This is a genomic window from Brevibacterium sp. Mu109, assembly GCF_900169375.1.
GTDB lineage: Bacteria > Actinomycetota > Actinomycetes > Actinomycetales > Brevibacteriaceae > Brevibacterium > Brevibacterium yomogidense_A.
This window is the reverse complement of sequence record NZ_FXZF01000016.1, coordinates 31,828-55,415: the sequence shown is the minus strand read 5'-3', so window position 1 is coordinate 55,415 and position 23,588 is coordinate 31,828. Positions and strand designations below refer to the sequence as shown.

Sequence of the window (23,588 nt, the reverse complement as noted above, 5' to 3'; positions counted from 1 at the left end):
TCGTGCTGGGTGATCGCTGGGAAACCTCTGGGTGTCCTAGGTGGGGGACAGGTTCACCACCGGCAGACAGTGAGGATGACCGATGAGTCAGCAGACGATCAGGCAGCAGGCGCGGGCAGCGGCACGCGACATGGCCCAACGACGCAGGCGCGAGCGGGCCGAACGTGACCGCAGGCTCGAAGACCTCGCGGTGCTCGTCCTGACCGCCATCGGGGAACGCGATGTCGCGGTCGCGGCGGCAGAGCAGCGCGCCGGGGCGGCGCTGCGAGAGATGATCGAAGTCGAGGGCCTGAACTTGAGCGAGGCCGTGGCATGGTGCGACGAACGGGTCAGCCTGCGCGAGGCCACCCGGCTACGGCGACTGGTCGAGGGCGGTGACCCGGCCAGTAGTGACGCACCGGCAGCGGTCACATCGGGTGATGCGTCAGGGGACGCTGGTGCCGCCCAAGCGCCTCGATGAGGCTGGCCAGGCCGCTCTGGCAGCCGCCCTTGCCGATCCGCTGGTGCTCGCGAGGTATCGGGCCAAGGTCACCACGGTTCCGGGCGATGAGTGCTTGTGGTGGACCGGCGCGGTGGCCGGCCGCTCGACACGAGAGCACACCTCTGGTGGCGGGCACGGGCGATTCTGGTTCGCGCCGGGCCGTGTCGTGATCGCGCACCGGTTCGCGTTCGCGGTCATGCACGGACCCGCTGCTCTCAATGAGGCGCGGCTACTGGGACACCGCTGCGACAACCCGCTGTGTCAGCGGATCGCACCCGGTCACGTGGTGGTGTCCAGCGCTGCTGAGAATCGGCGTGAGTGGGCGATCCGCCGCCAGTTGCCGGACAACCCGTTGGCCGACCCGCGCGGCCCGCGCCGGCGCGCACGGGAACTGCGTGACATGGCCCGCACCGACCCGGAGCTCGTCGCCGTCGAATTGGCGCGGTTGCGTCAGCTCCTCGGTGAGCAACTCACTCTGTGGTGAACCAAGCCTGCGCGCTGGCGACGGCGGGGCAATCGAACATGGTCGGGGTTGCTCGGTCGTGTGCGGTCAGCCGTCGTGTTCGTCGAGCAAGTCGATGTGGTGGGTTCGGTCCGGGTCAGTCACCTCGAACACGACGGCAATCGACTCAGGATTACGGTGAATCGCCAGTGCGCGTCTGGCGGCTGCCGTGGGTGTGTCTGCGTCGATGTCAATAAGCCAGGCGACGGAGTACGTGGTCATGGTCGGATCATCTCCATGGACTGCGCGGCGGCGCTGATGCGCGCGGCGAGTGCGTGTATCTCCTCGGGGGTGCCTTCGATTGCGACTATCTCGTCTTGGGAGAGTGTGAGTACGGGGCGATGGTGCGTCCCTTCGCCGACCCATTCATCACCGGGCGCGAACACCTCCACGCTGGTGTCGGCGGCGTTGAGCCATTCGATGTGGGCGCTCATCGCGGCACCTCGGCGGAAGCGCTGCCGGTCAACCTGCGGAACGCCTCGACGTCGGCCTCCAATGAGTGGAGGCGGCGGCGCTGGTCCTCGGCGTTGCTGGTCTGCTCCTTGACGACCTCAGACAGCCCGTCGAGGAATGCCACGATGCTCGTGACGGTGACAGGGTCGCTTCGTCCGCTGACCGGCGAGTAGTAGGGGATCGGGACCCGGGGGGAGGCTGAGAACGGTGTCCGGTTCATCGCCTGCCTGATCCTGAGTTGGTCTGCTCTGGTGATCACGGTGTGGCCGGTGATGTCGACGTCGTTCTGGTGGCTGCTGGGCATGTGTGCTCCTGTGGGTGGTGGCCGGTGGCGGGCCTGAGTCAAGTCACGGCTGCGCCACCGGGGTCAGTAGTAGTTGATTTCGTCAGGCCGGGGCCGCCGCGCGTGGCGGTTGACCCTGCCGGGCCCATCACTGAGTGGGGTGTCCCCGGGTGCGGGGCGGTCCATGGCGGGCAGCCCCGCACCCGGGGAGGGAGCCGTGTCAGGCGGCAGCGTCGGTGCTCGCGCTGTCGTCCTCGGTGTCGGCTTCGTGGGTATCGTCAAGGCCGATCAAGATTCCTTCGACCTCGCTGGCCTCGTAGCCCCACTCGATGAGGGCTCCGAGCACGCGCGCGTCCCAGTCGTCGGGGTTGCGCCATGTGTGCTTGCTGGTGGAGTCCTCCCATGCGGCGATCACGGCGGCGAGCGTCGTCATGGTCGAGGCCTTCGGTGTGGTGGCCTTCGCGGCGATTCCGGCGACCTCGCCGTGGGAGTCCCAGCGGCTCTTGTCTGCCCCGACACCGAGAAGGTCGCGCAGACGCGGGTGGTTGGCCTCCATTGCCTTGTAGAGGCTGTGTTCCCCTGTCACGACCGCTTCGCAGATCAGTGCCTCGGCACCCTTGGGGGCGGTCTTGCGGGACAGGAACCCGGCCAGCCACTCGCGACGCACGGTCTCCGCACTGGCCCAGGCCTTGTTGTTGGCGATCACACGGCGGCGCTCGGCGCGGCGGGCTTCGACCTGCTCGTCGGTCTCCTCGATGGGTTCGTCGCTGTGGCCGTTGTCGAGGTAGTAGCGAGGTACGACGTATCCGGCCTCTACGACGGCAGCCGGGTCGGTGACGACCCACACTGGCGCGTAGACCTTGACGGGCTCGGCGTAGTCGTCCTCGTCGTCGCTGTCGTCTTCGGACTCGGCATCGGGGTCGCTGCCGTGCTCGTCGTCGCCCTCACTGTCGGTCTGTTCGTCTGAGGGGTAGTGCCATTCCTCGGTGACGATCACGGCAGCGCTCGGCAGGTTCGGCCAGTCCTCGACCGGGACCGGCTCGTCGTCGCTGGTGCGAAGCCGCTCAACGCGCAGCGCCTGACGGGCCTCGGTTGCCTCGTCACCGGAGAGCACTGGCAGGCCTTCGCCGCGCAGCCGCTCGACCTCGGCGTCGAAGAGTGCCTGCTCGGCGGCCTCGTCGCGCAGACGCTGGGCCTCGTGAACCAGAGAGTGACCCCACTGCTTGCGCCGCTCCAGGCGCTCGACGGCCTCGGGGATGTGCTCGAACTCGGCGAAGACTGCCGCGTCCTCCAAGGTGAGGTCGCCGGATTCGAGACGGTTGCGGGTCTGATCGGACTTGGTGACCGCGAGAGCCGCGTTCACGGTCGGGCGCGGCACCGACAGACGCTTGGTGATCTGCGCGGCACTGGCACCGATCAGGGCCAACTGCTCGACGCCTGCGACGATCTCGGCCTCGCGCATCTCGGCGCGGTGGATGTTCTCCACGATCTGGTCACCGATCCGGTCGGCCTCGTCGGGCTGGGGGACAACCCATGCCGGGATGAGTCCGGTCGGGGTGCCGACCTCGACGGCGGTCACGGTGCGGCGCTGACCGCGCAGCAGGACGTACTGGCCGTCGTCGTTGCGGTAGACCGTGACGGGCTCCAAGACCCCTCGCTCCTTGATCGACTTGCGGAACTCCTTGTCGGCCCGCAGGTCGGTGCGCACGTTCGTGCCCAAGACGATCACGCCTGGGTCGAGGTAGACGAATGCCTCGGTGACCTCGCTGGTGGGCGTGTTCTCGGTGGTGGTGATGGTGTTGGTCATCTCGTGTTCTCCTCTGTGATATAGATGAGATTGACGAGATAGATTCTTCCGATTGTCAAAGGGGGCTGCCGAAAATGACCCGGTGCCTGTGGAAAACTTGGGGGGTGTGTCGTGCTGTGGATAACTTCGGGTCGCTGGCGGCTTGGGATCGGCACCACCGCGGTTCGGGCTCGCGGGCGCTTCGGCCCTTCGATGCCCAGCGAGCTCTGGAGTCCGCGTTGGGGGCGCAAGGGGACCGGGCTCAGAACTGGCCCCGCCGGGAGTGCATGCGGATTGGTGTTAGCCGCCCGAGTCGTCCAGCGGAGTCGTCACGAGTGGACCAAACCGGAGTACATGGAGGGAGGCATCACCGATGAGTGCCGACAAGAACAGGCCACCCACAGCCGCCCCGCCCGCTGAGGCCTCGGGTGCGAAGGTTGAACAGCTGGGGGTGTATTGGTCGCGTTCGAACTGGGATCTGGCTCGCTCGGCATATGTGGCCGATCTCGATACTGATCCCGACAGTCCGGCAGTGTTCGCCGGCTGGCTCGTCCGGGTGATTGAACAGCACGTTGCCCGCACGCCCGCAGCGCGAGCAAAGATCGCCGACCAGGTGCCGGAGTCAGGTGGGGTTCGTGGTTCGAGCCGGGGCCACCGCGTGGGTCGGGCGGTAATCGACGCGCTGGAGGGCGCGATCGTCCAGGATCGACTCGATGGCCGTACCGTGTCCCGCTCGGCGTTCGTGATCGAAGCTGTCCACGCCGCTGGCGAGGCTGCCCGGATACGTCTGGGGCGTCCGTTGCCGCCCCCGCCGGCCAAGTTGGGCTACCGGCCTCCCCGGCGTCGGGTCTGAGCAATCTGACCTGCGAACGCCCAGCCAGGTCTATGCTGGCCGGTGGCCCCGACTGGCCAGCCCCCGAGAGCCGGTCGGGGTTTCATTCGGTGCCGGTAGTTCGCGCAGGTTCCTGGGTGTTCGGGTCAGACCTGAATGGGTCCCTGGATTGTTGCTGGCCTGGGGCTGTTTCTGTGCGGTCTGCGTCTGCGTGTGGTGGTCGGTGCGGCGCCCCTGGCAGGGAACGGAGAGTAACCGGCCGCCGGGCGACGCACCTGTGGCCGCGGACTGAAGTGGTCATACAAGCGCCAACTCATGCGACCGCCGCGACGCGGCTCCCATGCTACTGGCCCGGGCGTTCGGGTATCGCTCGTTGCTGACTCGCCGGATCAGGGGGCCGGCCGCGTGCTCAATGCGCGGTTCAGTCGCTCTTGGGTTTCAGGTCGGTGCGGTGGCCGCGTGCGGGGCGCTCGGCTAGCCACTTGGTGATGGTTGTACCCAGAGCGCGCCACGGTCGAGACTCTGCGCCCGCGACGTGGAGATACCGGCGGGCCAGGACTCTGACAAGGCTGCTCGCGGCCTCGCCTGCCACGGCCAGACCACCCAGGAGTCCTCAGGGAGGGGCGACGTCATCGGGGTGCTCAGCGCCGGGCATCGGCCAATGTACGACCCGCCGTGAGTGGGCGGCCTCGGCCGGGCTGATCGCTGCGGCGCGTCGGTCGCCCTTGTCCACTGGAGGTGAGAACCACCATGGCCGTCGACAAGAACACCGCACGCGAGGAGAAACTGCGTGCTCTGCAGGAGCGCCTGACCACGGGTGTCGAACAGCTCGTCACCGGCGAGGATTGGAAGCGAGCCCTCGAGTTCGCTGCGAAGTTCCGGTCTCGCTCATTTTCAAATTCGATTTTGATATACGTTCAACACCTTGAGGCCTACGAGCAGGGCCGTGTGCCGCATCCGACGCCGACTCTCGTCGCCGGTTACCGGCAGTGGCAGGGGCTGGACCGGAACGTGATGAAAGGCCAGAGCGGCTACCAGATCCTCGCGCCAGTGACCGCACGGTTCGCCTCACGTACCCCGGCCGATGCTGACTCGTGGCGACGTCTGAGGCGCGGCGAACGGCCAGACCCAGGTGAAGTGGTCCGGTCCCGGATGGTCGGTGTGACCCCGGCCCACGTGTGGGACGTCTCGCAGACCGATGGGGCGCCGATCCCGCAGGCACCCATGCCACAGCTTCTGCGCGGCCAGGCGCCGCCCGCGCTGCGAGAAGGGCTGGTCGTCGAGATCGAAACGAACGGCTTTGCCGTCGTTGATGTGCCTAGTGCTGATGTCATTGGTGGCGCCAACGGTCGCACCGATTACGCTGCTAATGTTGTCTCAGTCCGTACTGACATGGACGACAGTGCGCAGGTCAAGACGTTAGCCCATGAACTGGGGCATGTGTTGATGCACCATCCGGACAATCCGGATTGGCAACGACATACCGGCATTGGGGAAGTAGAGGCTGAGTCCTTCGCGCTGATGCTGAGCGCTGCGCATGGTATGGATACGAGCGACTACACGTTGCCCTATGTGGCTGGCTGGGCTGACCGGGTGCCGGGCAAGACGGCTACCGAGGTCGTCCAGTCCACTGCTGACCGGGTGTGCAAGGTCGCCTCGCAGGCCCTTGAGCGGCTCGAGACCACCCAAGTCGGCGATGGGCGACTCGCCAGCCCTGATGCTGGTCTGCAGTTGGCCGAGGCGGTCGCTGTCACCGCGCAGGCCGAAAGCCGATTGGGACGGTCCCAGATCCACTCGTCGGCGGTACCGGGAGGAGTAGCGCCCCCGGGCCAGGCCAGAGTTGCGCGCTGACGGCTGAGGTGCGCTCGACCAAGGGGAGTCATCGAGGGAGTTCCGGCGAAGGGGGGCGGGGGTGATGAAGCATCCCGAGGCCGAGGCCGTCGGGGTCGACCGTTGCCGCCGCGACGGCCAAGTTGGGCTACCGGCCTCCCAGGCGCTGTTCGTGAGGAATCTGCTGTCCCCAGGGCGAGGCCGGACGATGCTAGCCAAAGGACCCCGACCGGCAACTCCCGAGAGCTGGTCGGGGTCCTCTGCTGCGTCAGTGGCGTCGTCATGGAACCAGTAAGGCAGCAGGCGGGACACCGCGTCCGGCGCGGCGACCGGAGGAGGATTGATCGAGGCTCGGGAAGCGAACAGTCCCAGCAGGGAGCGGGGCCTCAGGTCGGCCGCGCGGGTGCGGACGATCATGTTCATTTGCCGGTAGAGCGGGCCGAGGTCATGCAGGATCTTGATCCCCGAGCGCAGGAACAAGACCTGTCCCTGCCGGATTCGTTTTGACGGCGGTAGTAGCCACGAGACCAGGACACGCAGGAAGGCCTCGTCGGCATAGATTGTCCACGTGCGTGCCACGGGTGCCGGGTCGTCCCTCAGTCGGAGTTCGGGCCGTGATGTGGCTTTCCCGCACTCGGTGGATCGAGGCGAACCCGCGCGCGGTGAGTGGTTGAGTTGAGCGGGTCCACTCCTGCCGACGGCCGCGCTCGGAATCGCTGATTAGCCAGCAGACCAGCGCGTGGGGGCAATCCTCAGACCTGTGTTAGGTTAGGGTCTCCTACCCTTATCTGAAAGAGGTCACTATGCCTAGCAGGAGTGTGACACGACGGCTGGTGGCAGCATCCGTCAGTGTGCTTTTGTCGCTGTTCTTGGTCGCGTGTGGATCGGAATCTGAAGATGCTCCGCAGGCTGATGATGCAAGTTCTGGGTTCCCGATATCGGTTGAGCATAAGTTTGGTGTGACAGAGATTCCTTCGGCGCCCAAGCGTGTGGTGACGGTGGGGTATAACGACCAAGATGCGGTTCTTGCTCTGGGGGTGAAGCCGGTGGCGAGCGTGTCTTGGTTTGAGGAGAAGGTGGTCTACCCGTGGTCTCAGCAGGCCGCTGACGCTGCTGGTGGTGACGACATTGAGCTCATTACTGCCGAGGAGTTGGAGTCGGGGGGTCCAGAGGCGATCGCAGCGTATAAGCCGGATTTGATTGTCGCTATTTTCTCGTTCTTGACTGAGGATGACTACAAGGAGTATTCAAAGATTGCTCCGACGATCGTGGGGCTGAAGCAGTTCCCCAACGATGGAACGCCGTGGCAGGAACAGACCAAACTTGTTGGTCAAGCTCTGGGTAAGTCTGACGAGGCCGACCGTATCGTGGCAGATGCTGAGGATGCGATCGCCGCGATCGCGGAACGCAATCCGGAGTTCAAGGGTAAGAGCGCGTTTGCTGGTTCCGGGCTGGCGGATGGGCAAGTCGGGCTGTATCCCACGGGTCGGGCGGGCAGTACCTATGAAGGGGGTGCCTACGGGCCGGGCTATCTGTTGCCGGCTTTGGGATTCGAGATTCCGGCAGAGTTCGACAAGCTCAGCGACAAGGTCACCGCACCTTTGCTCAGTTACGAACTCATCAACAAGCTCGATACTGACGTGGGGCTGTGGACCTTCCCTCGCGAGGAGGAAACCGCGGTCGAACTCAACAAGATCCCGACATATAAGGAGTTGAATCTGGTCAAGGAGGGTCGCGATGTCTTCACTGACCAGGCGGTCGGGGTGGCATTGAACTTCTCGACACTGCTGAGTCTGCCCTGGGCAGCCGCACAGTTGGAGCCGCAACTGGTGGCGGCGCTCGATGGGGACCCGTCGACGAGTTCTGATCTACAGTAGGGCTGACCTCGGTGTCGGGACGACGCGAGACCGCACCTCATTCAGCCTTGACGATGTGGACATCTTCGTTCCGCTGGCTACTCGCTGGCCGGTTGGTGTCTTTCCTTGGCACCTCCATTGCCCCGGTAGCGTTGGTGTTCGCGGTCATCGACATCGATTCCTCGGCCACCGCATTGGGGATGGTTCTCGCCGCTCGTACCATCCCGATGACGCTGTTCATCCTGATCGGCGGCGTCATCGCCGACCGGTTCTCCCGTAGCCGAATTTTGGTCATCGCGCACGTCTCCAGTGCGGCGACCCAAGCGGTCGCGGCGTGGCTGCTGGTGTCGGGGAACGCCACGATCGGGAACCTCATGGTGGTCGAGGGGCTGAACGGCATAGCTGTCGCATTTGCTCTGCCTGCCCTGAATTCGGTCGTGCCGATGGTGGTGGATCGTGAGCATCTCCAGCGTGCGAACGCCGTGCTGAGCATGACCCGTCACGGAGCGTTCATCCTCGGGCCGTCGATAGCGGCCGGCATGGTCGTAACGATCGGCGCCGGGTGGGGGCTCGCTCTGGACGCAGGATGCTATGTGCTGGCCGCGGTATGCATGGCAGTCCTTCGACTCAACCGCGCCACCAACAATGACCAGCCACAAGAAACCGGTGTGCTCAGTGAACTGCGTTCAGGGTGGTCCGCGTTCGCTAGCCGTCAATGGGTGTGGGCTGTGGTCGGGGCGTTCACCGTGGTCAACATGGTCGAGGCGTGTGTCATCGTCACCCTCGGCCCAGTCGTTGCCTCCAGGACCTTCGGCGAGGTCGGGTGGGGCATAGCGATGAGCGCCGAGGCAATCGGCTTCCTCGCAGCCTCGGCACTACTAGTGCTGGTCAGTCTGCGTCGTCCGTTGCGGGCTGGGATGATCGCCATGCTCGGCACTGTCCCTGCGATGCTCGTGCTGGGGATCTCACCCGAAGCGTGGATGTTCATTGCCGCGTCAACTCTTGCCGGATTCTCCATGGAAATATTCGGCGTCGGCTGGTTCACTGCACTACACGAGAAGATCCCAGAGCATCTGATGAGCAGGGTCTCGTCCTATGACGCACTCGGCTCGTTCATCGCTGTACCGGTCGGCCAGCTCTTGGCTGGTCCTGCGACGGCGGCATTCGGTGTCGAGCGCACCATCGTCGGTGGCGCCTTGATCAGTTTGGTGGCGATCCTCAGTGCGATCGCGGCTCCTCAGGTCCGATCCCTCACACTCGGACCGTCCGAGGAAGCGGCACCACCATAGGTGTTCCGGCTGCCGGGTCGGCGATCACCATGCTTTCCAGGCCGAAGACGTACTTGACCAGATCGACGGTAACGATGTCTTCGGGTGCGCCCTGGGCGACGATCTGACCATCTTTCATGGCGATCAGGTGGTTGGCGTAGCGGGCGGCTTGGTTGAGATCGTGCAGCACCGCGACGATCGTGTTCCCGCGATGGTGAAGATCGGCGAAGAGATCGAGCAAATCCAGTTGATACGCGACGTCAAGGAATGTCGTCGGTTCGTCGAGCAGGAGCAGCGTGGTCTGCTGAGCAAGGAGCATCGCCACCCAAACACGTTGACGTTGGCCGCCCGACAGTTCGTCGACGTGACGTGTCGCAAGTTCGGCGGTTCCCGTGGCGGCAAGGGCTCCGATGACTGCCTGCTCGTCGTCATCGATCCATTGACGCAAGAAGCCCTGATGAGGGTAGCGACCGCGAGCGACCAAATCGGCCACGGTGATGCCATCAGGGGCGATCGAGGTCTGCGGTAGCAGTCCGAGACGACGGGCGACTTGTTTGGACGGCAGGTTCCAGATGTCCTTACCATCGAGGAGGACTTGGCCCTGTGATGGCTTCAGGAGTCGTGACAGTGCCCTCAGCAGGGTTGACTTTCCGCACGCGTTCGGCCCGACGATCACGGTGAACGACTGGTCCGGGATCTCGACATCGAGGTTTTGGCACACGGTGTTGCCGTCGTAGCCGATGGTCGCATCCAGTACGCGTAGAGGAGCGTCGGCGGTCGCTGATGTATTGGTCATCGTGAGGTCCTTCTTCTTCCTTCGCGGATCAGCAGCCAGATCAGGTAAAGACCACCGATCGTGACGGTGACCACGCCCACTGGCATCACGTGGTCGCCCAGAGCGTGCAGGGCCAGATAGTCGGCGACCACTAGCAGCAGGGCACCCAGGCAGGCGCTTGCGCCGATCGTGACGCTGGCGGTGTTCGTGAGGCGTCGCGCAAGCTGGGGAGCGACCAGTGCGACGAACATGATCGGGCCAGCGGCGGCGGTGGCGGTAGCCGTCAAACCGACCCCGGCGATCATCAGAAGCACCCGAGAACGTTCGACCTTCACGCCCAGAGCCGCAGCGGCATCGTCGCCCAAGTCCAACGCCTTGAGCCTCGCTGCCAGCGGTGCCAGCGCTACGGCGAAAAGCACGATCAACAGAGTTGCGCCGGCCAGTTGTCCGGCCGTGATGCCAGCTAGCGAGCCCGCGCCCCACGCCGCGGCAGATATGGCCACGTGTAGATCAGCGGTCAGGATCAGCCAGGTGTTCAACGAGCCCAGCATCGAGGAGATCGCGATGCCGACGATGATCATCCGAAATCCCTGCACACCACCGCGATAAGCCAGCAGGTACACGGCCGCCGCGACTGCCAAGCCGCCGCCAAAAGCCCCCGTGGCCATCGACACGAAGCCACCGCCGACGGTGATGAGCATCAGCAGCGCCCCGGTGTAGGCACCTGTGGAGAAACCCAGAACATCCGGACTGGCCAGCGGATTTCTGTTCAGGGACTGGAACACTGCGCCGCTGGCACCCAAAGCAGCGCCGAAGACGACCGAGGACCCGACCCGCGGAAGACGCCAGTCCCACACCACCGTGTGAACCAGGCCGTCAGCCCGCCCTAACAGCGCCGTGATCACCTCTGATGGACTCAATGAATAGGCCCCGTTGGCGAGGGCCGCGACAGCCACGACAGCGGTCAACACCACCGATACGGTGCACACTGTCACCGTTCGCAGATCCCAACGCCACGCAACCCGGCCTGCGCGGATCCGCAGCGCCGGGCGGCCGGTGTCCAGTTGCTCAGGAGCCAGGACGTCTGTCACGGCGGTCATAGGCCGCTCACACGTCTACGGTGCACTAACAAAATCAGGACCGGTGCACCCACGAACGCCGTGACGACCCCCACAGGAAGTTCCGCTGGAGCGATCACGATCCGGCCGAGCACATCGGAGGCCAGCAGCAGGCACGGCGCGATCGCCACGGTGTATGCCATGATCCATCGTTGGTCAGGACCGACAAACCAACGTGCCACATGTGGCACCATCAGACCCACGAACCCGATCGGACCCGCCAACGCCGTGGCACCGCCGGCCAGCAGCGTCACGGCCACGACGACCACGATGCGGATCCGGTTGACATTGACGCCCAGCGTCTTGGCCAGGTCATCGCCCAAGGCGATGGCATTGAGCGGATGAGCAACCAGCAGAGCAAGCACCGCGCCCACTGCCAAGAACGGCAGGACCGGAACAATCGTGTCGAAACGCAGTCCCGAGATCGCCCCCGCATTCCAGCTGCGCATGTGTTCGAAGGTGCCAGGATCCATCAGCATCATGGCAGTAGCCGCCCCTGTGAGCACCGCCCCCACCGCCACACCGGCCAACGTCAATTGGATCGGATCGACCGAACGACGTCCGACTGAGCCGATGAGATACACAGCGAAGGTCACCAGCAAGGCACCAAATAGCGCGAACCAGACATACCCGGTCACTGCCCGGACATGGAAGACGCCCATGGCCACGACGACGAAGAACGCCGCACCGGAGTTCACACCCAAGATGCCCGGGTCGGCGAGAGGGTTACGGGTCAATGCTTGGATCAAGGCACCCGCCAGACCAAGCGCGACCCCCACGACCAGGCCTGCCACGGTCCGCGGCACACGAAGGCCGCGCACTAACGCGACCGATTCACCTGACCCAGAACCCGTGATGGCATCCCACACCGTGTGCAATCCGAGCCGGTTCGCGCCCACAGCGATACTTAAGACGATTAGCACCCCCAACACAATGAGAGCAACTAATAGACCGGTTATCTTGGTCGACGTCCCCTGGGCGATGCCGTTGTCGAATGTGCTGTCGCTGGACGAATCCGGTACGACTGAAGAGTCTGCCGGAGGCGCCAACTGGGTCGTGCTAGTCATTCATGATCCCCGCCTCGAGCAGCTTGCGTTGCTGATGTTGGATAAGGCAGTCCTAATTCGCCCACGCGTTAGCCTTATCACGAGTCTTTTCCTACAGGTCCCGTACTAGTTCGATTCATGAACTTGCGCCGGTGTCGGTGTCCGCGTTGGTTAATACATCGCGGACGAATGGCCCGAAGTCTTCGAGTGCGGCGTGGGTCATCAGCCGGTGATGAGGGAATCGGACCTTGTGAACATGAATCTCACCGTCGACGTAGTCGTCCCAGGTGGTGGGGTCCGCAGTGTAGGGTTCCTCATCGTCGCCGGTGGAGTTGATGAACACGATGTCGCCAGCGAACACCGGCGTGTCAGCGGGTACGGAAGAGGCGAGTTGGTCGGAGTGGGCTCTGGCAATCGTGACCAACTTGTCGACCATGAAGCTGTCGGTCGCACGTCCAGAGTCGGCCAGTTGTGTCGCTTCGGGGGCGAACTCGACGACGTTTCGTTCCGCGTCGGTGGTGAGAAGTTCCTGCCCGGGTACCGGTCCGAGATACCACTCTGCGTACTCGCGGTCACGTTCGTCCCCGGCTGCGCGCCAGGTCTCGATGTGGGCGGGCACTGCGTCGACGATGACGACGGCCCCTACGTTGAGTCCTTGACGCTGGAGATGAGATGCGATCGCATGGATCACTGGCCCTCCGTAAGACCAACCGAGCAGGTGAAAGGGGCCCTCCGGGTGCAGGTTTTGGATCTGTGCGGCGTAGCGGTCGATGACCTCGGCGAGGGTTCGATCGGGCTTGTCTCCGGAGAGGACCGGTGACTGGAGACCGTAGATCGTCCGTCCGCCGAGGTGACGGGCAAGTCCGGCGTAGACCCAACTCAGGCCGAACAGGGGGTGCACGCAGAACAGGGGCGGGCGCCCGCCGTCGGCTGTGCCGATGCGCAAGACTGGCGCGAGGGCACGATCTTGGTTCGTTCCCGAAGCCGTTGCGCTACTGAGCGTTTCGGCGAGGGCTTCGGGTGTCTGCGCGGCCATGACATCGGCGAGCCGAAGATGTGTGTCCAACTCCTTGCGCAGCCGCGAGACGAGACGGGTTGCGAGCAGCGAGTGGCCGCCGAGGAGAAAGAAGTTGTCGTCGGCACCGACTGAGGAAAGTCCCAGTACGTCGGCAAAGACTTCGCAGATAGTGCGCTCGAGTGGGGTTTTAGGCTTCCGCCCGGTGGCTGCGGTGATCGGGTCCGGGGCTGGCAAAGCGTCAATGTCAAGTTTGCCGTTGGCATTGAGCGGCAGCCTCGCGACCGGGATCATTGCGGACGGGACCATGTAGTCGGGTAGACGAGTTCGCAGGTCCGTGTTGAGTTCGGCTAGGAGCGTTGCATGCGTTCGGGCGGCAGTCGGATCGTTGCCCACCTCGCCTGTGCTGCGGTGTCCGCTATAGGTGCCAGTAACCGGACCTGGGTCGTCGGGGAATACACACAGATCGATGAGTGAGGGGTCATCTGGTGCCCACGTGATCACCAGGTGACGTCCGGCGCCGGCGAGCGCGGTTCGCAGTCGCGACAGGTCGAGTTCGGGCAGTCCTCCGGCAGTGCCGTGTTCACCTGGGGCCGCTGCCAGGTCGCTGGCGAGCCGTGGATTAGGTATCGCGGTGACACGCGTAGCCTGCTGCTCGGCGGTGAGGAGACCGATCAGGGCGTCGACGTCGTCAATGTCGTGTCCCCACCGTATTGCACCTCTTGCAGCAGGTGCCTGGGTCAGCTCTTCCGTGGCGCAGGTGCGGATGACGACGTCGTAACGGTAACGCGCCAATTCGTTGGGGTCGTCGTAGGTCTTGAGTCGAATGTCCAAGCCGGTGAAGTCGGGTGTGTGGGCCGCTAGTGCGGTGAAGAAGTCGGGGCTGACCAGCAGTTCCTTTTCTAATTCCACGGCGCGTCTGATCGACGGGGCGCGCGTCTGGTGATCGGCAGGTTCGTCTTTGGCGCTCTGGGTCGCTGTATGGAATAGGCGCAGCAAGTCGTGGTTGCGGACGTCGCCGATAACGATCGAGCCTCCAGGCGCCAGCAAGGTGATCGCCCCGTTTAGGACGTCGGTGAGGTAGTCAAGACCGGGAAAGTACTGGATGACTGAGTTGATGATGACGACATCGAAGTGTCCTTTGGGCAGACCTGACAGATCGTCAGCTGGCTGTGCGCGAAGGGTCACCTTGGGTGCGATATCAGGTCGTTCGATTAGGTCTTGAGTCAGACGCTCGATGACGGTGCCCGAAAGGTCGGTTCCCCAGTACTCCTCGCATGCCGGGTCGGCGGCGAGTTCAGAGAGCAGCAGGCCCGTGCCCACCCCGATCTCGGCGATGTGTCGTGGTCCCAGACTGCGGATTCGTTGAAGGATGTCGTCGCGCCAGCGTTGCATCTGGTCGAATGGGATCGGCAAGGTGTCGTAGCTGCTGGTCCAACCGGCATAGTCCGGACCGGTAAGTGCGGTCGGGATTTGTGCATACTCTTCGTCGTAGACGCCTTGCCATTCCTGCACTTGCGTCTGGTGGGTCTCGGCGCGCGCAGCTTCGGGCGCGGACGCTGGGACCACGTAGGCGACCAGTCTCGGGTCCTGGTCACTAGTCACAGTGACTAGTGCGGAAGCTGCAACTTGTGGGTGTGCGTCCAGGATTGCGGTGATTTCCCCAGGCTCAATCCTGTGTCCGCGGATCTTCACCTGGGCGTCCGTGCGGCCGAGGTAGTCAAGGTTGCCGTCGCGGCGTCGTCGGACCACGTCGCCGGTGCGGTACATCCGTTCGCCGATCCCGTCGGGGCACGCAACGAATCGCTGCGCGGTGAGTTCGGGTCGGCGATGATAGCCGCGGGCGAGTCCGACTCCTGCCAGGTAGAGTTCGCCGGCGACCTCGTCGGGCACAGGACGCAGCCATGGGTCGAGTATGAGCGCCCGCGTACCACGGATAGGTCGGCCGATGGTTGGAGTGTCGGCGTCGTGCGTCCCGGCACCAAGTGCGTTGATGGTGTACTCAGTGGGACCGTAGAGGTTGTAGCCGGTGGTCGCCCTATTGGCTCGGAGAGTTTCCCAGACGGTGTGGGGGATGGACTCCCCACCGAGCATGACGAGCGAGGGTATGTGCGTGTCTTCGGAGAGCAGTCCCTCGTCTAGGAGCGCACGCGTATAGGTGGGGGTCACGTTGATGACGTCGATGTCGTTGCGTCGCAGATAGTCCACCAGTTCGGCGGCGTCGCGGCGCAAGTCTTCGTCGCAAATGTGCACCTCATGCCCGGCGGTGAGCCACAAGAGTTCTTCCCAGGACATGTCGAAGGCGAACGACACTGTGTGCGCGATACGCAAGCGTCGCCCTCCTGCTCGCGCGACGGTGGGGCCGAAGATTTCGTCGAGATGGTTGTCCAACATGTTGGTTAGGCCCCGATAGGGCGTGACGACGCCTTTCGGGCGGCCGGTGGAACCTGAGGTGTAGATGATGTAGGCCGGAAACTCAAGCCGTTGCGGGTTGCTGCGTGCGAACTGCCCGAGCTCGGTGTCAGTGATCTCGTCGCTGGGGGTCGTGGCCAGGATTTTGACCGTGTCGACGGAGTCGACGACAAGTAGTGGTTGTTCGACGGTGCTGAAACGCGCCGCGGTGGACGTGCGTGCCACGATTAGGCAGGCGTTAGAGTCGTCAATCATTTCTTTGAGCCGCTCGGTGGGATGGTCCAGCTCTAGCGGTAGATAGGCAGCCCCGGTACGCAGCACTGCGAATAGCCCGACCACCATCTCCAAGCACCGGCCCAGACCGAGCACGACGACCTTCTCCGGACCCGCGCCGTGCGCGATAAGGAGTCGTGCCATGCGGTTGACACGGGCATCGAAGTCCGCGTAGGTGACACGCTGGCTGCCGTCTACCAGCGCGATCTTGTCGCTGTTCTGGACGGCGGTACGGGCCAACTCATCGGGCACGGTGCGGCCCTCGAGGTGTGCGGGGGCACCGGTCGCCACGTCGCGAATGCGCAGCTGCTCGCCGGGCAGCAGCAAGTTCAGTGACGCGATATGTTGCGATGGGTCTTCGACGATTTGTTCTAGTGTGCTGATGAATCGTTTGAGGAATTCCTCCGCGGTGTCGTGGCTGATGATTTTCTCTCGGTACTCCAAGCGCAGCCCTATTTGACGTGACGGTGCGACGACGAGGGTGAGTGGGTATTGTGTGTGATCCTCGGAATGCTCGGCGATCACACCATGGCGTTGGTAGAGTTGCGCGGTGCCATCGAAGTCTTCAAAGTTCTGCAGGACGTAGAGCACGTCGAAGAGTTGGCGGTGTCCGGCGGCACGCTGGATCTCTCCCAGGCTGACGAGCTCGTGCTCCATCATTTGAGCCCGCTGCTGATGCACTCGACGGACGAGGGTGGCGACACTCTCGGTCGGCGCGAGAATGGTGCGGACTGGGACGGTATTCAAGAACAGCCCGACGACCCTGTCGAGCCCATCAACCTCGGCCGGTCGGCCCGCGACGGTCGAGCCGAACACTACGTCGTCGCGGCCGGCATATATCGCTAAAACGATTGACAATGCCCCGTTGAGCACTGCGTTGAGGGTCGTCCCTTCTCGCCCCGCCGTGTCACGCAGTGCCGTGGACAGTTCGGGACTGAGTTGTTCGTTGATGACGGCGGGTCGGCTGAGGCTGTTTTCCGCCTCGGACCGGAACACCATGGTGGGTTCAACCCCATCGAGGGTTGCGCCCCACGCTCGGATCGAACGTTCGTCATCCACGGTGGCAAGCCATCGCAGGTAGTCATTGAACCCTACTGGCAATGTCGCGAGCTGTGACGTGTCGCCGTTGTACTCGTACAGTGCCAGCAGATCCTCGCTGACCTGCTGCACCGACCAGCCGTCCCACAACAGCACCTGTCGGTTGAGCACCAGTCGGTCGTGATTGTCCTCGACGCGTACGAGCGTTAGCCTGCACAGCGGCGGAACGAGTAGGTCGAACGGTCGGTCGCGGTCTGCGGCCATGATTTGGGCGAGCCGATTTGCTCGCTCTGCTGGCGGGAAGCCGCGCAGGTCGATGACATCGACGTGTGCTTCGGGATCGCGGACAACGAACTGAACCGGTCGGTCGAGCCCGATGTCGGTGAATCCGGCGCGTAGCGCGGCATGGCGGTCCAAAAGCGCGGCGAACGCTGTGCGCAGTCTTTCTTGGTCGAGGTGGTGGTTGAAATCCCACGCCATTTGGGCTGTGTAGGTGTCGTCAGCACCGCGGAGTTGGCTTTCAAAGAATAGGCCCTCCTGTAGCGGAGAAAGCGGCCAGATGTCCTGGACGCGGCGCGGAGCCGCGATGTTTTCGACTGCGGCGATCTGATCAGTATTCAGATCGATCAGGTCTAGGTCGGCGGGCACCAGACCGATCTCGCCGGCTAACACGGCATCGCTGATCTCGGTGAGCGCTTCTTGCCAGTGCCGGGCAATCGTGTCGGTGTCGGTGGTGTCCAGGACCGTATTCAGACGGGTGAAGCGGGCTTCGAGAACTGGGCCGTCGTCGGTTTCGCGTCGGAAGGCATCTATTGAGAGGGCGTACGGCACCCCGAGTCCGGGGTCTGGATCGACCTGCAGCGCGGCGTGGTCTGGCGCTGCGCGCCACCGCCCGTGATCGCTCTCCGCCCCGTAGCGGCCCAGGTAGTTGAACAGCACCTGAGGGGTCGGCAAGGTCGAAAGTAGTCGCTCCGTCTGCGGATTGAGGTAGCGCAGAAGTCCGAAATCTCCGCCATCGGCTGGTTGCGACCGTAGTGCTTGTTTCGTTGACTGCAAGGCCAGGACAGGGTCGGTATGCCCCGGTAAGCGCACCGGGGAAATCGAGGTGAACCAGCCCATCGTGCGCGACAGATCCATGCCGGTCTGTTCACGGCCGTGGCGTTCCAGATCGACCAAGAACGGCCCGATACCGTCGCTCCGGGCTCCGTGCTTGCGTTCGTCGCGCCATCGCGCGAGGGCTACCTGTAACGCGGCCAGCAACACATCGGTCACCTCCGCGCGGGCAGCCGCAGGCACGTTGGTCAGGGGAGGCTTCGACTCTTCGAGGCTGAGCGCGACCGTGTGGGTGGATGTCTGAGCGTGGATACCGGCACTAATCCTGGGCACCAGGTCCTCAGCTGATGACAGTTGGTCAATCCACCACTGGGTGTCGGCGACTTGCTGCGGTGCGTGAGCGCGCTGGAGCAGTGTCAGGGCGGCGCTGCGCAATGCTGTGCCAGCTGGCTCGAGGGTAGCCCGCTCACCGGCCCGGTGTCGTTCCCAAACTTGGGCTAGGTCGTCGAGCAGGACATGCCACGACACTCCATCAACCGCGAAATGGTGGGCGACGAGCAGCACGCGACCTGACTGTCCGGGCCCCCGATCGAACCAGACCACCTGGAGGAGACGGCCTTGTGTGGGATCCAATCGGTCGGCTGCAGCGCTTGACTCTTCGGCGAGGGCCTCGTTGAGGTCGGCTGTGCCGGGCTCGACACGTATTCGGCGCACATCTGCCGCGCCGTAGGCCGCGAACGAGGGTCGAATGTCGGCGGTCCAGACGTCGGCTACTCCTGTGTCGTTGATGTGGCGGTGTAGCTGCAGACGCAAGGCGTCGTGGTGTTCGATGAGACGATCGATGGTCGAGCGTAGACCGTGTTCGGTGAGTTCGGGTGGTGCCACTAGCAACGCCGACTGGTTGAATCGACCGATTGGTCCGCCCCACTCGTGGAGCCGGTGCATAATCGGCAGGAGGGGTACGGGGCCGTCGGCGGGCTCGGCAGCGCCGGTCGCCTGCCCCGGGTCCGGCGTCAGCTTGTTCAGAGCAGCGGCGGCCGCCAGCCGGCGAGGGGTCCGTTCAGTGAAGACGTCCCGCGCGTTGACTATCATTCCCGCGCGCCGCAGCCGGGTGGCCAATTGGATAGCGATGATGCTGTCGCCACCAAGACTGAAGAAGTCGTCGTCGGGGTCGACGGTAGTCGACAAGAGCTCTGCCACTTGCCCGACGACGAGGTCGACTGTGTGGCTGCCGCGCATTAGTGTCTCGCTGCCGGGGACGGTGGAAGGCACGCTCGTGCGTGGCGGTCCAAGCGTGGTCATCGTGGCAGATGTCTGTTCGGTGCTGTCTGACGCGTGTTCGACGAGGAGTGCCACTACGTCGTCGAGTAGTCGTTGTGCTGTTTCGCGGTCGAATAGTGAGGAAGCATAGACCAGGCGGATTGTGGCACCGGCATTGTCTGGGTCCGGGCGTAAGTGCCATTCAAGGTCGAACCGTGCATGGTTGCTCAGCAGAGGCAGGACCTCTGCTGTCAGTCCGGGGAAGGTCGGCAGTTCCAGACCTCGCGTCGGCGCGTCGACGGCGACGACCGTCTGGAACAGGGGGTGGCGGTTCAGGTGCCGCTCCGGTGCAAGCATGTCGACGACCCGGTCGAAAGGGGCATCTTGGTGGTCGACGGCGTCAAGGAAGCGTGACTTGAGCCGCTGGATTGCCTCTTCGAGGGTGGTGATGCCGCCTAAGTCTGTGCGCAGCACGATTGTGTTCGCGAAGAACCCGACGAGATCGTCGAACTCGGGATGGCCCCGATCGGAAATCGGGATTCCGAGCGCAATGTCGTCCCCGGCGCCGCTGCGGCGGAGGGCGAAAGCGACGGCGGTGGCGAACGGCACGAACAGACTGATGTTTCCCTGGGCCGCGACCGCTTTCAGCCGCTGGTGCTGGGATTGGGTGAGTCGTACGGTGAGTTCGTCTGCGGCCGAGGAGCCCGTGGTCGATCGCGGCCGGTCATAGGGCAGGTCGAGCTCATCGGGTAGGTCCGTGAGTTGGGCTGACCAGTAATGTAGTTGCCGCGCCATGCGTGATCGCCGCTCGGCGCGATCCCCGAGTCTCTTTCGTTCCCATCGTGCGTACTGCGCATAGGTGACCGGCAAGGGTGTTGCTTGGTGGTCGATCCCGTCCTTGCGGGTCCTGTAGGCGGCCGACAGATCCGCAACCAGGCGGGGGACCGACCATTCATCCACGGCGATATGGTGAGCGGCCAGCACCAAGACGTGCTCGTCGATGCCAGTCTGGAGCACGAGGACACGCAGCGGGATATCGTTGGCGAGATCGAAGCCGGCCCGGACGAACTCTTGTGTTTCAACTTCGACCGTGTCTGATCGTGCTTGTCGCCACGACAGTGGGTGGACCTCGTCGAGGTCAACGACGTGAGCTTCTGGCTCGCCTTGGCTGTCTAGGATCACCGTCCGTAGAACATCGTGTCGGGCGAGCAGGTCGTCTATCGCCTCACGCAGAGCTCGTTCGTCAAGTGGTCCGCGCAATTTCCACGCGAAGCTGACGACGTAGGCGGAGTCCTCTGGCGAGGTCATCGCATGTGCCCACATGCGGCGTTGGGCGAAGGAGAGGGGTGCCGGCAGGGTCGCGTCCATCGTGCTGGGAACCAGCACCGGATCGACGTCTCCGGTCAGTACTCGCGCTAGATTGGCGACCGTTCCCGCGCGCATTAGCTCGGCCACAGACACGTCGACGCGGAGGTCGGCGCGCACACGATTACAGATTTGCACCGCCAGTAATGAATGACCTCCGAGAGCGAAGAAGTCGTCGTCCACGCCGATTTCGGGTGGCGTGACCGCCAGGACGTCGGCGAACGCGTCGCGGAGCATATGTTCGGTGGCGCTCTCCGGGCCCCGTCCCGGTGCGAAACCTCCGATCTCAGAGGGATCGGGCAACGCAAGTCGATCCAGCTTGCCGTTCGCGGTCAGCGGCACTCGGTTGATCCGGACGAGTTGCGCTGGCACCAGATGAACGGGTATGCGCTGGGTGAGCTCTGCACGGATATCCTGCAGTAGCTCCGCGTCAGCGGTGGCCTCGGCTGGCGTGGACTCGTCGAGCACGACGTATCCGACCAGCCTTCGGTCGTCGCTGTTAGTCCTATTCCGCACAGCGACTACTGCATCGCGCACGCGAGGCAGTAGTCGCAGCGCGCTCTCGATCTCGCCCAGCTCGATTCGGAATCCCCGGATCTTCACCTGGTCATCTGCCCGGCCGCAGTGTGCCAGCACCCCTGGGCGGACCCACCGTCCAAGATCGCCGGACCGGTACAGTCGTGAACCGGGCGGTCCAAACGGGGCGGCAACGAACCGAGTGGCCGTCAGGGCGGATCGATTGAGGTACCCGCGCGCGAGCTGGCCGCCGCGTACATAGATTTCACCGACTTGCCCATCGGGCACCGGATTCAGATCGTCGTCGAGTAGCAGGATCTCAAGACCGGGGATCGCGTCGCCGACGATGCTATCGGTCGAATCGGCCGTGTCCGCGTCGAGCTCCAGATAGCTGACGTGCACCGTCGTCTCAGTGATGCCGTACATGTTGATCAGGCGGGGTGCGTCCGACGCATGACGTTCGTACCAGAGCTTGAGCCTCGGCAGGTCCAACGCCTCCCCACCGAAGATCACATAACGCAGCGTCAATTGCCTGTCGGGGTTGGCCTCCTTATCGGCCTCAATGAGCTGATAAAAGGCTGTCGGTGTCTGGTTGAGAACGGTCACCTTCTGTTCGACCAACAGGGAATGGAAATCTCGGGGCGAGCGACGCGTGTCGTCGTCGACGACCACCAGGCGTCCGCCATACAGGAGTGGACCCCACAGCTCCCAGACTGAGAAGTCAAAAGCGAAGGAATGGAATAGCGTCCAGACATCCGTCTCGTCGAATTCAAACCAGCGCTGGGTGTTGGCGAACAGCTGCACGATATTCGTGTGAGGGACCACGACACCTTTCGGCCGACCTGTCGAGCCCGAGGTATAGATGACATAGGCTGGATGCCGTGGATCTAGTCTGCCGATTCGCTCGTCTTCTGCCACCGGGTCCGGTCGGTGCAGTCCCAGCTCCTCGGTCACGACCGGCGCGTCCAGCAGGATGAGATCCGCATCCGTATCACCCAGCGACCCCGATGATTGACTGTCCGTAACAATCATCGTCGGCCGTGAATCTTCGATCATCAGCGCCAGTCGATCCGACGGGTAGGCCGGGTCGAGGGGGACGTACGCGGCTCCCGACTCAGCTACCGCGAGCAAGGTTGCGACCAACTCCACCGAGCGTGGCAAAGCGACGCCTACGAAAGTCTCGGGACGAGCACCCCGCGCGATCAAGAGTCGAGCAAGCTTATGGACCCGTCGCGCGAGCTCGCCGTATGTCACCTGCTCTTGCTCCCACACCACCGCGATCGCCTCAGGTCGGATGACGGCTTGCCGGGTGAACATCTCAAATGCGAACATGTGGCCCCGCCCATCAGGCGCATCTCGTCGACGACCGCCAGGGGATGGGGACGTAGTCGCAGGCACGTCAGCCATGGGATATCTCAGCCTCCTCAGTGGACTGGGCTCTCGTCGGAACGCCGTCAGTCCGGGAAATTGGTCGCCAATTCGGTTCGGCGGTTGTCACTGGTGCGCGGACAGTCGAAGCAACCTGCGCCGTCCGGTTCAATTCGATAGGATTCACAGCACGCCACGCGGCGTCGCGAAATATGGGATCGACCCTTCAGATCGGTCAACTCGTACAACTTGGACTGGTCGGTGAAGTGGTCGGCCCGGCCTGGCAGAAGCAGACGCGAGGAGTCGATGCACGAAACCCCTGGTGCTAGCGGCTCGGCAATCCAGGGACCGCTGTCCAGGGAGTCGAAGAACACGCCTGTCAAGGCTCGACGTGGGAGCCGGACGCCTGGGTCATACGATGCGAGGAATCGATCCGCGTGATTACGGACTTGTGCTCGGGCAATTGCGGCGAGCGCAACCTCATCGCCAACGACGTGTGCTTCCTTGTCATCTGCTGCGGGATCGTCTGGCAAACACCAGAAACGGTTGTCACACAGTGCGGTGCCACTGATCCAATGCTCGACGGGATTACGGCGAAACGCGACGACCTCGGGCGCGACGTTTGGTACGCGCCGCGCGATATGGAACATGGCACCGACGAGGAAGCCGGGGGCGTACGCATACCAGTCCAATACGCAGGCGGCAGCAGTCACACCGACGCGTGATGCCGGCGTCGAGTAGATGCGGGCCAACTCCTCGGATACGGCGTCTTGCCATCTGCGCACGTACCTCTGATCTTTGATGACCGACGTGCACAGGTCCCATGTCCCTTGCGTTGACGGTATTCCCAGACGGACTGCGTTCATCGTCGGTTCAATGGTGTCCAAAAGGGCGACGGTCTCTTGCAGTCGTGAGCCGAGCACGTTAGGCGGGCGCGGGTCCTTCACCATGATCTTGCAACGATCGCGCGACGACCCAGGCAGGGCCGTAGATCGAAGGTCCAATGACTGGATCTGATGCCCAAGTAACGATCCGCCCTCTCAGAGCAGCCCCGCAAT

At 63.8% G+C, this 23,588-nt stretch carries 15 protein-coding genes; 6 read left to right on the top strand and 9 right to left on the bottom strand.

Annotation, left to right across the window (positions count from 1 at the left end; all coding sequences use genetic code 11):
• The first annotated feature begins 82 nt into the window (after positions 1 to 82).
• Complete coding sequence (locus BSP109_RS10910; protein ID WP_101600597.1) at positions 83 to 460, top strand: hypothetical protein; 378 nt, start codon at positions 83 to 85, stop codon at positions 458 to 460.
• The gene (locus BSP109_RS10905) at positions 420 to 965 is read left to right on the top strand and encodes a hypothetical protein (RefSeq protein WP_219618531.1); all 546 of its coding nucleotides are present in this window, start codon (positions 420 to 422) and stop codon (positions 963 to 965) included. Before BSP109_RS10910 ends, BSP109_RS10905 begins: the two co-directional genes overlap by 41 nt.
• A 66-nt stretch (positions 966 to 1,031) precedes the next feature.
• Here the strand turns inward: BSP109_RS10905 and BSP109_RS17305 are convergent, their stop codons facing one another.
• From BSP109_RS17305 to BSP109_RS10890, 4 genes are all read right to left on the bottom strand, one after another.
• A complete protein-coding gene (locus tag BSP109_RS17305; protein WP_180959706.1) occupies positions 1,032 to 1,205 on the bottom strand; it encodes a hypothetical protein in 174 nt (57 codons plus the stop codon).
• Positions 1,202 to 1,417, bottom strand: coding sequence for a hypothetical protein (locus BSP109_RS10900; protein ID WP_101600594.1), 216 nt, complete (start codon positions 1,415 to 1,417; stop codon positions 1,202 to 1,204). Before BSP109_RS10900 ends, BSP109_RS17305 begins: the two co-directional genes overlap by 4 nt.
• Complete coding sequence (locus tag BSP109_RS10895) at positions 1,414 to 1,740, bottom strand: hypothetical protein (protein WP_101600592.1); 327 nt, start codon at positions 1,738 to 1,740, stop codon at positions 1,414 to 1,416. The genes BSP109_RS10900 and BSP109_RS10895 overlap by 4 nt, the downstream gene beginning before the upstream one ends.
• 199 nt (positions 1,741 to 1,939) lie before the next feature.
• Entirely contained in the window at positions 1,940 to 3,526 is a 1,587-nt protein-coding gene (locus tag BSP109_RS10890) for a ParB/RepB/Spo0J family partition protein (protein WP_101600590.1), read from the bottom strand.
• A 352-nt stretch (positions 3,527 to 3,878) separates the two neighbouring features.
• Here BSP109_RS10890 and BSP109_RS10885 point away from each other — a divergent pair, with 352 nt between their 5' ends.
• The 4 genes from BSP109_RS10885 to BSP109_RS10870 all read left to right on the top strand — a co-directional run bounded on the left by BSP109_RS10885 (position 3,879) and on the right by BSP109_RS10870 (position 9,312).
• Entirely contained in the window at positions 3,879 to 4,358 is a 480-nt protein-coding gene (locus BSP109_RS10885; RefSeq protein ID WP_219618530.1) for a hypothetical protein, read from the top strand.
• 729 nt (positions 4,359 to 5,087) lie between these two features.
• Entirely contained in the window at positions 5,088 to 6,188 is a 1,101-nt protein-coding gene (locus tag BSP109_RS10880; RefSeq protein WP_101600588.1) for an ArdC-like ssDNA-binding domain-containing protein, read from the top strand.
• Positions 6,189 to 7,000: 812 nt separating this feature from the next.
• Positions 7,001 to 8,044, top strand: a complete 1,044-nt coding sequence (locus BSP109_RS10875) for an ABC transporter substrate-binding protein (protein WP_180959705.1) — start codon at positions 7,001 to 7,003, stop codon at positions 8,042 to 8,044.
• Between the two features lie 53 nt (positions 8,045 to 8,097).
• Positions 8,098 to 9,312 carry an MFS transporter gene (locus BSP109_RS10870; RefSeq protein WP_101600585.1) on the top strand — a complete coding sequence of 405 codons (1,215 nt, stop codon included), beginning with the start codon at positions 8,098 to 8,100 and terminating at the stop codon, positions 9,310 to 9,312.
• On the opposite strand, the gene BSP109_RS10865 is transcribed toward BSP109_RS10870, so the two are convergent.
• The 5 genes from BSP109_RS10865 to BSP109_RS16955 form a co-directional block, all read right to left on the bottom strand.
• The gene (locus BSP109_RS10865) at positions 9,275 to 10,087 is read right to left on the bottom strand and encodes an ABC transporter ATP-binding protein (RefSeq protein ID WP_101600583.1); all 813 of its coding nucleotides are present in this window, start codon (positions 10,085 to 10,087) and stop codon (positions 9,275 to 9,277) included. The two genes, BSP109_RS10870 and BSP109_RS10865, sit on opposite strands and share 38 nt — an antisense overlap.
• Positions 10,084 to 11,166 carry an iron chelate uptake ABC transporter family permease subunit gene (locus BSP109_RS10860; RefSeq protein ID WP_101600582.1) on the bottom strand — a complete coding sequence of 361 codons (1,083 nt, stop codon included), beginning with the start codon at positions 11,164 to 11,166 and terminating at the stop codon, positions 10,084 to 10,086. Before BSP109_RS10860 ends, BSP109_RS10865 begins: the two co-directional genes overlap by 4 nt.
• Entirely contained in the window at positions 11,163 to 12,251 is a 1,089-nt protein-coding gene (locus BSP109_RS10855; protein ID WP_101600580.1) for an iron ABC transporter permease, read from the bottom strand. Before BSP109_RS10855 ends, BSP109_RS10860 begins: the two co-directional genes overlap by 4 nt.
• A gap of 115 nt (positions 12,252 to 12,366) precedes the next feature.
• On the bottom strand, positions 12,367 to 22,494 hold the full coding sequence (locus tag BSP109_RS10850; RefSeq protein WP_180959704.1) for a non-ribosomal peptide synthetase: 10,128 nt from the start codon (positions 22,492 to 22,494) through the stop codon (positions 12,367 to 12,369).
• 122 nt (positions 22,495 to 22,616) lie between these two features.
• On the bottom strand, positions 22,617 to 23,480 hold the full coding sequence (locus tag BSP109_RS16955; protein WP_146001131.1) for a hypothetical protein: 864 nt from the start codon (positions 23,478 to 23,480) through the stop codon (positions 22,617 to 22,619).
• Between the last annotated feature and the right edge of the window lie 108 nt (positions 23,481 to 23,588).